Annotated in this window: 14 protein-coding genes and 1 tRNA gene; 7 read left to right on the top strand and 8 right to left on the bottom strand. The window is 65.3% G+C overall.

Annotated features, from left to right (window positions below):
- Positions 1–49: 49 nt before the first annotated feature.
- From HWX36_RS05485 to HWX36_RS05495, 3 genes are all read right to left on the bottom strand, one after another.
- A complete protein-coding gene (locus HWX36_RS05485) occupies positions 50–1099 on the bottom strand; it encodes a DUF3592 domain-containing protein (RefSeq protein ID WP_175951215.1) in 1050 nt (349 codons plus the stop codon).
- 357 nt (positions 1100–1456) lie between these two features.
- Complete coding sequence (locus HWX36_RS05490) at positions 1457–2038, bottom strand: PIN domain-containing protein (RefSeq protein ID WP_175951216.1); 582 nt, start codon at positions 2036–2038, stop codon at positions 1457–1459.
- Position 2039: 1 nt separating this feature from the next.
- Complete coding sequence (locus HWX36_RS05495) at positions 2040–2483, bottom strand: helix-turn-helix domain-containing protein (RefSeq protein ID WP_244136328.1); 444 nt, start codon at positions 2481–2483, stop codon at positions 2040–2042.
- 451 nt (positions 2484–2934) lie between these two features.
- Between HWX36_RS05495 and HWX36_RS05500 the strand changes: the two genes are divergently transcribed.
- Positions 2935–3267 carry a DUF6680 family protein gene (locus HWX36_RS05500; RefSeq protein WP_175951218.1) on the top strand — a complete coding sequence of 111 codons (333 nt, stop codon included), beginning with the start codon at positions 2935–2937 and terminating at the stop codon, positions 3265–3267.
- 172 nt (positions 3268–3439) lie between these two features.
- Here HWX36_RS05500 and HWX36_RS05505 read toward each other — a convergent pair.
- Positions 3440–3515, bottom strand: a tRNA-Lys gene (locus HWX36_RS05505).
- A gap of 190 nt (positions 3516–3705) precedes the next feature.
- Between HWX36_RS05505 and HWX36_RS05510 the strand changes: the two genes are divergently transcribed.
- Positions 3706–4110 carry a PaaI family thioesterase gene (locus HWX36_RS05510; RefSeq protein WP_027785770.1) on the top strand — a complete coding sequence of 135 codons (405 nt, stop codon included), beginning with the start codon at positions 3706–3708 and terminating at the stop codon, positions 4108–4110.
- An 8-nt stretch (positions 4111–4118) separates the two neighbouring features.
- A complete protein-coding gene (locus HWX36_RS05515) occupies positions 4119–4985 on the top strand; it encodes a patatin-like phospholipase family protein (RefSeq protein ID WP_175951219.1) in 867 nt (288 codons plus the stop codon).
- 28 nt (positions 4986–5013) lie between these two features.
- On the opposite strand, the gene HWX36_RS05520 is transcribed toward HWX36_RS05515, so the two are convergent.
- Positions 5014–6027: a D-2-hydroxyacid dehydrogenase family protein gene (locus HWX36_RS05520; protein WP_175951220.1), complete on the bottom strand. Its 1014-nt coding sequence runs from the start codon at positions 6025–6027 to the stop codon at positions 5014–5016.
- Positions 6028–6453: 426 nt separating this feature from the next.
- On the opposite strand from HWX36_RS05520, the gene HWX36_RS05525 reads away from it, so the two are divergent.
- A complete protein-coding gene (locus HWX36_RS05525; protein ID WP_175951221.1) occupies positions 6454–7503 on the top strand; it encodes a LysR family transcriptional regulator in 1050 nt (349 codons plus the stop codon).
- A gap of 127 nt (positions 7504–7630) precedes the next feature.
- Here HWX36_RS05525 and HWX36_RS05530 read toward each other — a convergent pair whose 3' ends face one another.
- The 3 genes from HWX36_RS05530 to dprA all read right to left on the bottom strand — a co-directional run bounded on the left by HWX36_RS05530 (position 7631) and on the right by dprA (position 12185).
- A complete protein-coding gene (locus tag HWX36_RS05530) occupies positions 7631–10228 on the bottom strand; it encodes a DNA topoisomerase III (RefSeq protein ID WP_175951222.1) in 2598 nt (865 codons plus the stop codon).
- A gap of 193 nt (positions 10229–10421) precedes the next feature.
- The gene (locus HWX36_RS05535; protein ID WP_011353575.1) at positions 10422–10802 is read right to left on the bottom strand and encodes a thioredoxin family protein; all 381 of its coding nucleotides are present in this window, start codon (positions 10800–10802) and stop codon (positions 10422–10424) included.
- A gap of 36 nt (positions 10803–10838) precedes the next feature.
- A complete protein-coding gene (dprA, locus tag HWX36_RS05540) occupies positions 10839–12185 on the bottom strand; it encodes a DNA-processing protein DprA (protein WP_244136329.1) in 1347 nt (448 codons plus the stop codon).
- A gap of 185 nt (positions 12186–12370) precedes the next feature.
- On the opposite strand from dprA, the gene def reads away from it, so the two are divergent.
- The 3 genes from def (at position 12371) to HWX36_RS05555 (ending at position 14654) form a co-directional block, all read left to right on the top strand.
- A complete protein-coding gene (gene def / locus HWX36_RS05545; protein ID WP_174388625.1) occupies positions 12371–12874 on the top strand; it encodes a peptide deformylase in 504 nt (167 codons plus the stop codon).
- Between the two features lie 34 nt (positions 12875–12908).
- Positions 12909–13892: a methionyl-tRNA formyltransferase gene (gene fmt, locus HWX36_RS05550; RefSeq protein WP_175951224.1), complete on the top strand. Its 984-nt coding sequence runs from the start codon at positions 12909–12911 to the stop codon at positions 13890–13892.
- 120 nt (positions 13893–14012) lie between these two features.
- A complete protein-coding gene (locus tag HWX36_RS05555; protein ID WP_175951225.1) occupies positions 14013–14654 on the top strand; it encodes a LysE family translocator in 642 nt (213 codons plus the stop codon).
- Positions 14655–14657: the final 3 nt, after the last annotated feature.

Below are 14657 nucleotides of genomic sequence, written 5' to 3' on the forward strand. Positions count from 1 at the left end.
GCGTCGTGACGGTGGTCGCGCCACACGATGCGCGGCCGGCGCGCGAGCGTCATGGGGCGGCTTCGTGCGCGGGGTGTTCCGGCCACAGCGTCACGGCGATGAACAGGCCGGCCGCGAGGAATGGTGCGCCGATCGCGAACAGGATGGCCGCGACGCCCCAGCGATCCCAGAAGCGGTCGACGACCGCGCGCTCGGGTGTGACGGGGTCGTACAGCACGTTGACCGCTTCGCCTTCGCGCAGGCCCGGATGCGATGACGCCGAGCCCTGGGCGAACGTGATCTGGCGTCCGCTGTCGGTCGTGAACGCGACGATCGCCGAATATAGCGACGTGCGCGATCGGGACGCGCGCGCGTTTTCCGCGATCTCGACGACATGGCCGGTCGAACGCGCGTAGTGATGGGCGATCTGCCACTGACGCAGGCCGGCCGCACCGGCGCCGGCGACGAAGCCCGTGCCGATCGCGATCGGAATCAGCGCGATTGCGATATCCCAGCGTCTTCGCGCGTGCTTGCGGGCGGCGCGGGCCGGTGGTGGTCCGGATGACCGGCGGCGGCGCCCGCCGACGATCAGGAGGCCGCCGATCGCGAACGATGCGACGGCGAGCAGCGCCGCCACGGCGGCCGGAAACCAGCGTTGCGCGAAATCGTCGATCAGTGCGGGGCGTTCGGGGTGGCTGGGGTCGAGCCATACCTCGACGTTCTCGCCGATGTCGTAGGCGGGGACGGTCGAGGCGGTATTGCCGGCGATTTCGCGACGCTGGCCGTCGTTCGCGAGGTACGCGACGATCGGCCGGTACGCGCGCATCGCGTCGCTGTCCTGGACGATGCGCACGACCGTGCCCGGCGTACGGACCAGCTGGCCGGTCGCTTGGCCCGCCGTGACGGCAAGCATGCCGGCCAGCACGAGCAGCACGACGCCGAGCGCCATGGCGACGAGCGCGTCCTTACCCGCCATGACCGGATCCGGTTCGTGCGTCGCACTGCGGATGCCGGCGTGATCATGGCGGTGGCGTGTCCGGACGGACTCGCCGATATCGGCGCAACCAGGCTCTCTGAATGGTCGCGTCTCGGTTCCATGCTTCCATGTCTGACGTCCCATGTTCTCTCAGTGCCGGCGGGCAAACGGCAATGCCTGCGCCGGTCGTGTGATATTTGTCGGACGATTTTAGCGGAAACGATGCGGAACAGGCGGGCGGTGGCGTACTGCGACAGGGCGCGCGCGACGAGTGCGGCGGGCGGAAAAGGAAAAAGCCCGGTCAGCTTTCGCTAACCGGGCTTCGGAATTCCTGGTGGGGCGTGAGTGACTCGAACACTCGACCTACGGAGTAAGAGGCAATCGTAAACTCGTTTGTGATCAAGGCCCTTTGGGAGGTTTTCCTCTACAAATCGTCGTTTGCACAACGGGCTGGAATCCGCTTCGTACCTAATCCTTGCCCCAAATTGTAGAAGGCTCGATCTAGATCAGATCGGCGGCTTCGCGAATGCGAAGAGCGGTTGCGAGTAGAGCATTACGTTCAAGCGCCTGGGCGAAATCTTCCGGTGTCGCTTTCGGATTTCTCCACCGGGCCCGCATGCCCTTGAATGCTGACATGGTGGCGATATGGTCTAGGTCCCATTGGTTGATGATGAACCGGTCGGGATGGATGATTTCGATTCCATACGGGCTGACAATCTCGGCCGGGAAATCCCGGAGATTGGCCGTCACAATGCAATCGGCGTGGCCTGCGATGGCCGCGGCCAAGACATGCTGATCGTCAGGATCGGGTAGTTTCATATTCCCGACGAGTGGTTCCCATGCGGATTCGTTCACCTCCCAATCCGGCACAGCTTCCCGCATACCGTCTCGTCGCACTTCGAGCCTACCTTTTAGGTCTGGCCGAAGCTCTTCGAGATTGGTGATCCATTCCTGTTCGATACGTTGAGTCCACTTCGCGGCGAAAAGCCCTGCAGCCGCCAGACTCATGAGCGAGTCGGCGACGGCAATCGGAAACAGAACGCACGCATCGAGCAAAGCCGTATAACGTACGTGGCCGGCCATGTTAGTAATCTAGCCCTAACTCTTGGGCGTTTGCCGCCAGCCGGTCCAGCGCAGCTACTTGCTTTTCGCGCATTTGACGAGCGTATTCGATGAGGTCTTCAAACGCGATCCGACGATGCGTCCCAACCATGTGATGCTTGAGCCTGCCAGCTTCTATTTCTTTGATCACGAATGGGCGCGACACGTTGAGGAAGTTGGCGGCTTCCACGGTCGTGAATTCGCGGTCTGCGGGCATGAGGGTGATCTGTCGGCCCTCGCTCATGGCCCCGAGTAATTGCCCGATGAATTTTAGCGATGCAGGCGGGAGGGCAATGGATGGATGTTCGCCGGCATCCGTTGTTAGGGTGATTTTCGCCGCGCGCGAATGATCCAGAGCCTCCATGATGCAGCGCTGTGCAACGCGGGCCATTTCAAGATCCTTCTCCGTCATCGGCGGTGGCGTCATCTCCCGAATCCGCTCTACGGTGCGCATATTTTCCTCTCTCAAGGCCAAAACAAGATAGGCGCTACGCTTACAACCGCAGCGTGCGGTTGTAAGCGTAGCGCCTATCTGAAATAAATGCAACAAGTGCAATATCTGAATAGTAGCGCTTGCGTGTAGCGTTGGCCGCCGGGGTGCTCGTTTGCCGCCGCCCGAATCACCGTGACCACCGCGACTGCTCGCCCAGCTTGGCTCAACCGGTGTTTTACTGCGTCACGGGAGGCCGATCGTCGCCGGTGCACGGACGCAGCGCAGGGCGGGGCGCGATCGCGGTCAACCCTCTCGCCATCGTCCAAATTGCACGCGCGGCGCAATTTCAAGTGCCCGCGTAGCCTGAGCATCCGCGAAACCCGACGCTGTTGTGCCGTTCTAGGGGGGGCGAGTACAAAGTCGTCTGCTGACTACGGGGCAAACAATGAATTGGGATTTATCGATCAAGCTCACGGATCTGGCGATCATTCTCGCCACCTTCTGCGGCCCGATCTTCGCAGTGCGGACTCAGCGCAAACTCGACGATGCAAAAGCACTCCGGGCGGGGCGCGAGCGAGTGTTCAATATGCTGATGTCGACTCGTGCCACTTGGCTCGCCCCGGGGTGTATCGAAGCACTGAACAGTATCCCGATCGCGTTCTATGGAAAAGGTGAGGAGCCCATTGCTGGGCTTGCTGCTTGGTGTCGAGCGATCGATAGACCGGTTTGTATCCGCGGCGACGGACTTCGGCTCGCCAATACTCGCCGCGCTGACTGATGTATGCCATACCAGACTCCATGCGAAAGGTTGAGATCGCTTGGTCTGGATTTTTCCGTTCCGGCAGATTTCCGGCAAAGGCCAGTTTTTGACGCCCATCCACGCGGGCTATAGACGAAAAAAAAGCACCGACGCTTACGCGCAAGTGCTTGATTTCCTACAACTAATTCGGTGGTGGGGCGTGAGTGACTCGAACACTCGACCTACGGATTAAGAGTCCGCTGCTCTACCAACTGAGCTAACGCCCCCAACAGAAGAAAGATTATGCCTGGGTATTTCGGACCTTGCAAGCCCTTTCTGCAAATTTCCTGAAAATATTTCGTCACGACAACCGCGGCTGTCGGTCCGATAACGAGCGATCGGAGATTCCGCGCTCCCGGTATGATGACGCCACACGTGTTGCGCGGCGGTCGCGCAACGCTTTCTGGGCTTTCGAAGATGGACGAAAACGCAGTCCGCGAATTGCTGGATCGCCTGCTGGCCCCCTGGGTCCGCTCGCTCGGTCTGGTCCCCGTGTCGATCGGCGACGACAGCGTCACGCTGCGCCTGCCGTTTTCCGGCGAATTCCGTCATTCAGGCGGCGTGATCTGCGGCCAGGTGTTCACGGCGGCCGCCGACACCGCGATGGTGGTCGCGATCTCGGCCGCGCTCGGCGAGTTCCGGCCGATGACGACCGTGTCGTTGAACACGAACTTCATGCGGCCCGTGCGCAAGGGCGACGTGCTCGTCACCGCGCGCGTGCTACGGATGGGCCGCAACCTCGTATTCGGCGAAGTCGAGCTGTTCGACGAAGACGGCAAAATGGCCGTCCACGCGACGTCGACTTACGCGCTCGTCAGCTGAGCGGCGCGATGTTCGACCAGATCGTCTTTGCGGGCGGCGGCAATCGCTGCTGGTGGCAGGCCGGCTTCTGGGACGTCGCCCAGCCGGCGCTCGACCTGCGCCCGCGCGTGATCACCGGCATCTCGGCCGGCGCGGCGACCGCGTGCATGCTGTATACGCGCGACGCCGCATGGGTGATGCGCTATTACGAAGAGGCGCTGCGCCACAACCGGAAGAACGCGTACTGGGGCAACCTGTTCGGGCGCGAGCCCGTGTTTCCGCATTACCGGATTTACCGTCAGGCGCTGCTCGACATCTACGGCGAGCCGTTCGCGAAGCTTGCCGCGGCGCCGGAGATCCGCATCGGGGTGTCGCACGTGCCGCGCTGGCTCGGCGCGCGCAGCGCAGTGGCCGCCGGCCTCGTCGCGTACAACATCGAGAAGTACGTGCGCAAGACGCTGCACCCGACGCTCGGGCGCACGCTCGGCTTTCGGCCCGAATTCGTGCGCGCGCAGGCCTGCACGCGAGTCGACGAACTCGCCGACCTGATCCTGCAGTCATCCTGTACGCCGCCGTTCACGCCGGTGCTGCGCCGCGATGGCCGGCCCGTGCTCGACGGCGGGATGGTCGACAACGTGCCGGTCGACGCGCTCGACCCGACACCGGGCGATGTGCTGGTGCTCGTCACGCGGCTGTACCCGCGCCCGCAGATGTTCACGGTCGCGCACGGCGAGCAGCGGCGGCTGTATGTCCAGCCGTCGAGCAAGGTGCCGATTTCGAGTTGGGATTACACGAGCCCGTCGCAGATGCGGCATGCGTACGATCTCGGGCGGCGCGACGGCGAGCATTTCCTCACGCGCGTCGGCGCGATGACAGGCGGCCGCGCGGCCGCCTGAAGACGGGAAGCAGGAAGCGGGGCCGTGCTCAGCGCACGCGGCGCGGCGTCAGTGCTTCCGGGTTGACGACGCTCGACATGTCGCCCTGGTCGAACGCCAGGATGTTCCTGAACGCCGCGCTGAAGTAGAGCTCGTAGCTTTCGCGCTCGACATAGCCGATGTGCGGCGTGCAGATCACGTTTTCCATCCGCAGCAGGCTGTAGCCCTGCAGGATCGGCTCGCTCTCGAACACATCGATCGCGACCATCCCCGGACGGTTGTGCGACAGCGCGTTGACCAGTGCATTTTCCTCGAGCAGTTCGGCGCGGCTCGTGTTGACGAGCAGCGACGTCGGCTTCATCCGCATCAGGTCTTCCTGCCTCACGATCCCGCGCGTGTCGTCATGCATGCGCAGGTGCAGCGACAGCACGTCGCTCTGCTCGAACAGCGCTTCGCGGCTTTCGGCGGCCGTATAGCCGTCGGCCCGCGCGGCCTCGAGCGAATGCTCGCGGCCCCAGATCAGCACGTTCATCCCGAATGCCTTGCCGTAGCTGGCGACGAGCCGGCCAATCTTGCCGTAGCCCCAGATGCCGAGCGTCTGGCCGCGCAGCACCTGACCGAGGCCGAAGTTCGGCGGCATGGCCGACGTCTTCAGGCCCGACTGCTGCCAGGCGCCCTGCTTCAGGTTCGCGACGTACTGCGGAATGCGGCGCTGGGCGGCCATCACGAGCGCCCAGGTCAGCTCGGCGGGCGCAACCGGCGAACCCGTGCCTTCGAGCACCGCGATGCCGCGGTCGGTACAGGCTTCGAGATCGATGTGGCTCGAAATGCGGCCGGTCTGGCTGATCATGCGCAGGTTCGGCAGCTTGGCGAGCAGTTGCGAGGAAATCGGGGTCCGCTCGCGAATCAGCACGAGCGCCTCGACTTCCGCCAGGCGGCTCGCGAGTTGTCCCAATCCGCGCACCGTATTGTTGAAGACCTTCACGTCGTGGTCGGCAAGCAGCTCGAAGCAGTTCAGCTTGCGGACGGCGTCCTGGTAGTCGTCGAGGATGGCAATTTTCATGGTGAGCGGGTGTCGCGCGTTGAAAGCGGCGGTGGCGGCGGCGCACGTCGCGCACCCGTTCCGCCCGGCCGGGGCCGACATGATGCTACGTCGGCTGCCTTCATGGTGTCTTTTTAACAGGTTGTTACGCTCCGCCGCAATCGGCGTCAGCCTGACCCGGAGCCGCTCGCGCGACGGGCGGAAGGGTGCGCTGTTGTGTCGCATCAAACACGTCCTTCCTGATTCGGCCGCTTACTCGACGAGGTTCACCCAATTATTGCTCCAATCAGAATAATTGGATCAACTATCCGCAGAGGGCGAGGATTTTTGACTATTTTTATCGTCAACAGGGGCCTTGTTGAGCAACTCTGCATCATTTCCGCTGTCGTAGGAGAATTACGCATTTGCTTCATCTTTTTGAAGTTGTACTAGCGGCAGGAGTCGTTTATGGATCATTTGCAGTCGATGCGCGTGTTCGTCAAGGTTGCAGATCTCGGCAGTTTCGCGCGGGCCGCGAGCGCAATGGATATCTCCAACGCGGTCGCGACGCGCCACGTCGCCGATCTGGAAGGTCGGCTCGGCACGCGCTTGCTGAACCGCACCACGCGCAGTCTCTCCCTGACGGAGTCGGGCCAGGTCTATCTGGAGCGTGCCCGCCAGATCCTCGATGAGCTCGAGGACGTCGAGCAGATGGTCGTCGCGCGCAATCACGAGCCGGTCGGCACGCTGCGCATCGTCGCGCCGGTCGTGTTCGGCCTGCACAACCTCGCGCCCGTGTTGCAGTCGTACACGGAGAATTTCCCGAAAGTGGTGCCAGATCTCACGCTGGTCGACCGGCAGGTCGATCTCGTCGAGGAGGGCTTCGACGTCGGCATCGTCGTCACGCGCCAGATGCGCAGCGCGAGCATCGTCACGCGGCGCCTGACCACGGGTTGCATGACCGTGTGCGCGACGCCGAGCTATCTGGAGAAGCACGGCGTGCCGACCCATCCGGAGCATCTCGCCGAGCACCCGAGCCTGAGCCTGCCGACCGAGTACTGGGGCGACGAGCGTGTGTTCACGGGGCCGGACGGCGAAGTGCGCGTGCGCCCGACCAACGTGATCGTCGCGAACAACACCGCGATGCTGCGCCAGTTCGCGCTGCTCGGGATGGGTGTCGCGATCCTGCCGAGCTACCTGATCGGCGGCGACATCGCGCGTGGCGCGCTCGTGCGGCTGCTGCCGGATTTCCGGCTGCCGCAGGTCGAGATCAACATCGCTTACCCGAGCCGGCGCCATCTGCCGGCGAAGGTGCGCACGTTCATCGACCACCTCGTCGAGCATTTCAGCCACTCGACCGACGCAACGATGGGCGAGCAATGGGCCGCGCAGGGTTCGGTGCTCGCGCCGATCGGTGTCGAGACGCGTGCGGAGCAGCCGGATTCGGCCGACCCGAACCTGTCGCCGCGCCTGCCGCGTTCGCCGCGTACGCGCGTCGCGGTGCCGTCGCCGCTGTAACGGCGCGACGGCCGGGCGGCGGTTGCCGCCGGCAAAAAGAAAAACGCGGATCGAGCAATCGATCCGCGTTTTTTATGGCTGCCTGCCGAAGTTCGGCATGGCCGGGAGAACCCCGGCCGTCAGGCCGTTACGAGCCCGTCTTGCGCGCCGTCGTCTTGCGGGCGGCGGTCTTGCGAGCCGGTGCCGGTTTCTCTTCGGCGCCTTCCGTCACGGTTTCGGCATCTTTCGTCGCCGATTTTGCCGTCTTCTTCGCGGCAGCGGCTTTCGGTTCCTTCTTCTCGAACTCGAAGCCGATCTTGCCGTCGGGCTGCTTCACGAGGAATGCCTTGAAGTTGCGGCCCGTGCGTGACGACTTGAAGTTCGGCAGCAGATCCGTGCGGCCGTCGGCAAGCAGCTTGCCCATCTGCTCGCGCGCGATTTCCTGCTGCAGGATCACCTTGCCCGAGCGGAAGTCGCAGGTCTTCGGGTTGGCCACCGAGTGCTCGCACACGTAGCTCATCCCGTGCTCGAACACGCGGCCCTTGCATTTCGGGCACGCGCCGACCGGCTCCTGCGCGGAGAAGTCGGGCGCCTCGCCTTCCTCACCCCCCGTGTCCTGGCCGAAGTCGAACTCGAGCTTGTAGTTCTTCGTCTCGTCGTCGAAGGACAGCTTGAGGATCGCCGAGAACGGGCGGCCCATCTTGCTGCGGAAGCCGGACAGCGGGCCGATCGTCTTCTCGCGCAGCAGTTCCTCGACTTCCGCGATCTCGAACTGCCGGCTGCCCGGGATCTTCGAGATCGAGAACTCGCACTTCGTGCACGCGAAACGGCGGTAGTTCTCCTTTACCTGGCCGCCGCAGTTCGGGCACGGCGTCTCGAGCGTCGCGTAATCGCCGGGGATCGTGTCGGAATCGTATTCCTTCGCGCGCTTGACGATCTGCTGCGTCATGCGGGCGATTTCCTGCATGAACGCTTCGCGCCCGAGGTTGCCGCGCTCCATCTGCGACAGCTTGTATTCCCATTCGCCGGTGAGTTCGGGTGCGGTGAGTTCCTTCACGCCGAGCCCGCGCAGCAGCGTCATCAACTGGAATGCCTTCGCGGTCGGGATCAGCTCGCGTCCTTCGCGCACGAGGTATTTCTCGCCGAGCAGGCCTTCGATGATCGCCGCGCGCGTGGCCGGCGTGCCGAGCCCCTTCGCGGCCATTGCCTCGCGCAGTTCGTCGTCCTCGACGAGCTTGCCCGCACCTTCCATCGCGGACAGCAGCGTCGCTTCCGAGTAGCGTGCGGGCGGCTTCGTGACGAGCGCGACGGCGGCGATTTCGTCCGTCTTCACCTTCTCGTCCTTCTGCACCGGCACCAGGTTCGCATCCGCGCCTTCGGCATCGCGGCCGTATACCTGCAGCCAGCCCGGCTCGACGAGCACCTTGCCTTCGGTCTTGAAGTGATGGCCCGCGACTTCGGTGATCCGCGTCGTGACGCGGAATTCGGCGGCCGGGAAGAACACGGCGAGGAAGCGCTTCACGACCATGTCGTACAGCTTCTGCTCCGGCTCGGACAGCGACTTCGGCGCCTGCAGCGTCGGGATGATTGCAAAGTGGTCGCTGATCTTCGAATTGTCGAAGATCCGCTTGTTCGGCTTCACCCAGCCCTTGTCGAGCACCTGCTTCGCATGCGGCAGGTAGTTGTTGCTCTCCTTGAGCATCTCGAGCGTGGACTGGACGGTCGAAAGATAGTCTTCCGGCAGTGCGCGCGCGTCGGTACGCGGGTAGGTCAGCACCTTGTGCTTTTCATACAGTGCCTGCGCGAGGCCGAGCGTGTTCTTCGCGGAGAAGCCGAATCGGCTGTTCGCTTCGCGCTGCAGGCTCGTCAGGTCGAACAGCAGCGGCGACAGTTGCGTCGACGGCTTCGATTCCTCGGAGACCGTGCCGACCTGGTCGCGGCACGCGGCGACGATCGTTTCGGCAGCCGGGAGGCTCCACAGGCGGGAGTCGCGCTTTTCCGGATCGAATTCGTCCCGCTTGAATTTCGGGTCGAACCACTTGCCCTCGTAGAAGCCGCCCGCGCATGCGAATTCGGCCTTCACTTCCCAGTAGTCGCGCGGGATGAAGCGGCGGATTTTCTCTTCGCGTTCGACGACGATCGACAACGTTGGCGTCTGAACGCGGCCAACTGTCGTCAGGAAGAAGCCGCCGCCCTTGCTGTTGAACGCGGTCATCGCGCGGGTGCCGTTGATCCCGACGAGCCAGTCGGCTTCCGAGCGGCAGCGTGCGGCGTCGGCGAGCGGCAGCATGTCCGCGTCGCTGCGCAGGTTCGCGAAGCCGTCGCGGATCGCTTGCGGGGTCATCGACTGCAGCCACAGGCGCTGGACCGGCTGCTTCGCCTTCGCGTGCTGCGCGATCAGGCGGAAAATCAGCTCGCCCTCGCGCCCCGCATCGCATGCGTTGATCAGGCGGTCGACATCCTTGCGCTTCAACAGCTTGGTGAGCACCTTGAGGCGCGACTCGCTTTTTGCGATCGGGTTCAGGTCGAAATGCGGGGGGATGACGGGCAGATGCGCGAAGCTCCATTTCCCGCGCTTGACCTCGTACTCTTCCGGGGCGGCGATTTCCAGCAGGTGGCCGACAGCGGACGAAAGGACGAAATCGTCGCTCTCGTAATACTCGTCATGCTTGGTAAAGCCGCCCAAAGCGCGTGCGATGTCGTTCGCGACAGAAGGCTTTTCCGCAATGATCAGTGCTTTGGACATGACAGGTGTGTGTTGGTAGACCGGGTTCGCCGGTTGTGGGTCCCTTTTACGACCGCTTTATAGCACACGCCGCAGCGATGGCGGCTCGGCGTGCAAAAAGCGGCTCATCATAGAGGGGGGGCGCAACGGCGGCAAGCGCCCGGCGCGGCGGGGTGCGCAAATACGCGTGAAACCACCGGGCCGGCTCGCGAATTCAGGCTTCGACGGCCAGGACGTTGCGCAATTTCGGCGCGTGCGGCGCGCCGGGTACCGCGCTCAGGTCGGACAGCATCCGCTCGACGATCGCCGCATGCGGCAGCACCGTGCCGAAGAAGCGGGCGGTGTGGGTGTCTTCGATCAGGATCGTCGGGAAGTTCTCGACGTCGAGATCGTCGAGCTGGTCGGCATGCGTTTCGATGTCGATCCAGGCGAAGCAGGCGTCCGGATGCGCGTCGGCGAGCTGGTCGAAGGCCGTCCGGTAGTCGCGGCACGTGCCGCACCACTCGGCGCACAGGCAGGCGACGAGCAACGTGCCGGGATCGGCGAGGCGCTCGGCGATCCGATCCGCATCGGTGTCGAGATTCAGCGCGGGCATGGGTTTCCTTGGATATCGTTGGCGGCCTGGCCGCCCCTATGCGGGGGAATGTAGCACGCCATGCACGGGCGAAGTGCGCGCCGCGTCAAGCCGTGCGAAGCGTCCGCCGGGCAGGCTGGCGACGCGGCCGGCCAGTTCCAGCGCAAGCAGCGCGCGGTGCAGCACGTCGTCGGACAGGCCGCTGTGCTCGGCGAGCCATTCGTAGGTGACGGGGCCGTATCCCAATGCGGCAAGCACGGCCTGTTCGGATGGGGTGCCGGGCAGCGGTGGCGCCGGCGATGGTGCTTCGTCCCGGGCGGGCGTGGCGGCCGGAACGGGGTTGCCAATTTGAATAACCCCGGTAGCGGCCCGCTGAGGGGCGGCGTCGGTTTCGCGGAGGTTGCCGGTGTCCGCGCACGGATGCCCGGAACACGCCGCACCGCCCGCCACGCCGGATTTCGATTCGCCCAGCCCGTATTCCTCGAGCACGTCGAGCGGCGCAGCCGTCAGCTTCGCACCGTCGCGGATCAGTGCGTGACAGCCTTGCGCGAGCGGCGCATGGATCGAGCCCGGCATCGCGAACACATCGCGCCCCAGTTCATTTGCGAGCCGCGCGGTGATCAGCGAGCCCGAGCGCGGCGCGGCCTCGACGACGAGTGCGCCGATCGCGAGCGCGGCGATCAGCCGGTTGCGCTGCGGGAAATGTGCGGCGCGGGCAGGCGTGCCGAGCGGCCATTCCGACACGATCGCGCCGTGCGCGGCGATCTTGTGGGCGAGCGCGCGGTGCCGCGCCGGATAGACGAGATCGGCGCCGGTCGCGATCACCGCGACCGTGCCCGACCGGCCGTCGAGCCCGCCACGATGCGCGGCGCCGTCGATCCCGAGCGCGAGGCCCGACACGATCGGAAGCCCGGCGTCGGACAGTTCGCGTGCGAAGCGCGTCGCGTCGGCGAGACCTTGCGGCGTTGCGTGACGGCTGCCGACCACGGCGAGACTGCGCGCGTGCAGCAGGTCGAGCCGGCCCTTTACATATAGCAGCAGCGGCGGATCGTGCAGGTCGCGCAGCCGCGGCGGGTAGGCCGGATCGTTCAGCGTGACGAGCGCATTGCCCGGCGCATCGAGCCACGCGAGCGCGGCGTCGGTGCGCGCGTCGAGATCGTCGCGCTCGCTCGCGCGCACGGCCAGGGCGGCGGCGGCGCTGGTGACGGCGGCGATGGCGTGGTCGGACGCACGCAGCAGCGCGTCCGGCGAGCCGAACGCATCGAGCAGCGCCTGCAGTACGGCGGGGGCGAGGCCGGGCGCATGCGCGAGCTGCAGCCACGCGCGCACGGCGGAGGTGGTCAGCGCTTGCGGCGACATGAGGCGCCCCTCGAATGCGGCGGCCAGCGAACCGCGTGGCGCCATGATAAAATTTTCATCATCCGAAATACTCGACAGGGCCGCGCGCGCAGGCGCCCGGCCAATTGCAGGAGGCATGATCCGCGGCATTGATTCGCCGCGCGTCCGCCTCATCTTCATTGCATCCCGACGGCAGCGCCAGCTGGCCGGATGGCCGATGCGGCACGCCGCTCCACCGAATACCGAACGCCATGGCTTTACTCAATATTCTTCATTACCCCGACAAGCGGCTGCACAAGGTCGCGAAGCCCGTCGACAAGGTCGACGACCGGATCCGCAAGCTCGTCGCCGACATGGCCGAGACCATGTATGCGGCGCCGGGCATCGGCCTTGCGGCCACGCAGGTCGACGTGCACGAGCGCGTGATCGTGATCGACATCTCCGAGGAGAAGAACGAGCTGCGCGCGTTCATCAATCCCGAGATCGTGTGGTCGAGCGACGCGAAGCAGATCTATGAAGAGGGCTGCCTGTCGGTGCCCGGCATCTACGATGAAGTCGAGCGTCCTGATCACGTGCGCGTGCGCGCGCTCAACGAGCAGGGCGAGACCTTCGAACTCGACTGCGAGGGCCTGCTGGCCGTGTGCGTCCAGCACGAGATGGATCACCTGATGGGGCGCGTGTTCGTCGAATACCTGTCGCCGCTCAAGCAGACGCGCATCAAGACGAAAATGAAGAAACTCGAACGCGCGATGTAACGCGCGTTCGCCCAGCTCGAACCCGAACGCTGTCATGACCCATACGTTGCGCGTAGTTTTTGCCGGCACGCCGGAATTCGCCGCGGCTGCCCTTGCCGCGATCCACGAGGCCGGTTTTCCGGTGCCGCTCGTGCTCACCCAGCCCGATCGCCCTGCCGGGCGCGGGATGAAACTGCAGGCGAGCGCGGTGAAGCGCTACGCCGTCGAGCACGGGATGCCCGTCGCGCAACCGCCGTCGCTGCGCCGCGCGGGCAAGTACCCGGCCGAGGCGGCCGACGCGATCGAGCTGCTGCGCTCGACCCCGCATGACGTGATGGTGGTCGCCGCATACGGCCTGCTGCTGCCGCAGGAAGTGCTCGACATTCCGCGCCACGGCTGCATCAACATTCACGCGTCGCTGCTGCCACGCTGGCGCGGTGCCGCGCCGATCCACCGCGCGATCGAGGCCGGCGACGCCGAGACGGGCGTGACGCTGATGCAGATGGACATCGGCCTCGACACCGGCGCGATGATCGAGGAAGCGCGCATCGCGATCGCCCCCGACGAGACGACCGCGACGCTGCACGACCGGCTCGCCGCCGAAGGCGCGCGACTGATCGTCGACGCGCTCGTGCAGCTCGAGCGCGACGGCGTGCTGCCGGCGACGCCGCAACCGGCCGACGGCGTGACCTATGCGGAAAAGATCGGCAAGCACGAAGCGGCGCTCGATTGGCGCAAGCCGGCCGACGTGCTCGCGCGCCAGGTGCGTGCGTTCGATCCGTTCCCGGGCGGCGTCGCGACGCTCGACGGCGCAGCGATCAAGCTGTGGGCGGCCGAGCCCGTGGCGGCGCGCGGCGATGCGGCGCCCGGCACGATCGTCGAAGCCGCGCCGGAAGGCGTGGTCATCGCGTGCGGCAGCGGGGCGCTGCGCGTCACGCAGTTGCAGAAGCCGGGCGGCAAGCGGCTGCCCGCGCGCGAATTCCTGGCCGGCTCGCCGCTCGCCGCAGGCCAGCGTTTCGCGCTCGCTGACGTTGCCTGAAGCGGCCCGACCGTCATTCGACACGGCCTGCCGCGCGTGCGCAATCGGCCGGATGGCCGAGTCGCGCGGCGCGGCAGGCGCGCGTAGAATTTCCTTGCGCTCTCCGGTTTCGAGGTTTTCATGTTCGGCATCACCCATTTCGGCTTCTTCGTGCTGGCAGTCTTCCTGCTGAACGTCACGCCAGGCCCCGATACGGCCTATATTGTCGGCCGCAGCGTCGCGCAGGGCCGCGGCGCGGGGCTGATGTCGGCGTTCGGCATTTCGGCCGGCTGCTGCGTTCACGCGCTCGCCTGCGCATTCGGCCTGACCGCGCTGCTCGCGGCGTCGGCTGCCGCATTCACGGTAATCAAGCTGGTTGGCGCCGCCTACCTGATCTACCTCGGCGTGAGAATGCTCATCGCGAAGCAGGCGGCCGAGCCGTTGGGCAAGGCGGCCACCTCCGCCCAGGCCGCGAAGCCGCTGCGCCAGCTGTTCATGCAGGGCTTCTGGACCAACGTGCTGAACCCGAAGGTCGTGCTGTTCTTCGTGTCGTTCTTTCCGCAGTTCGTGTCGGCCGACAGCCCGCACAAGGCATTGGCGTTTCTGACCCTCGGCGGCGTGTTCGTCGCGATGAGCACGGTCTGGACCAGTCTTGTCGCGTGGGTCGCGGGCGGTGTCACGGAGCGCTTCTCCGGCAAGCCGGGCGTCAAGAAGTGGCTCGACCGCACGGTCGGCAGCGCTTTCGTCGGCCTCGGCCTTCGTCTTGCAACATCGCAACGCTGAGGT

The organism is Burkholderia sp. BCC0405 (genome assembly GCF_902833075.1).
Lineage (GTDB): Bacteria > Pseudomonadota > Gammaproteobacteria > Burkholderiales > Burkholderiaceae > Burkholderia.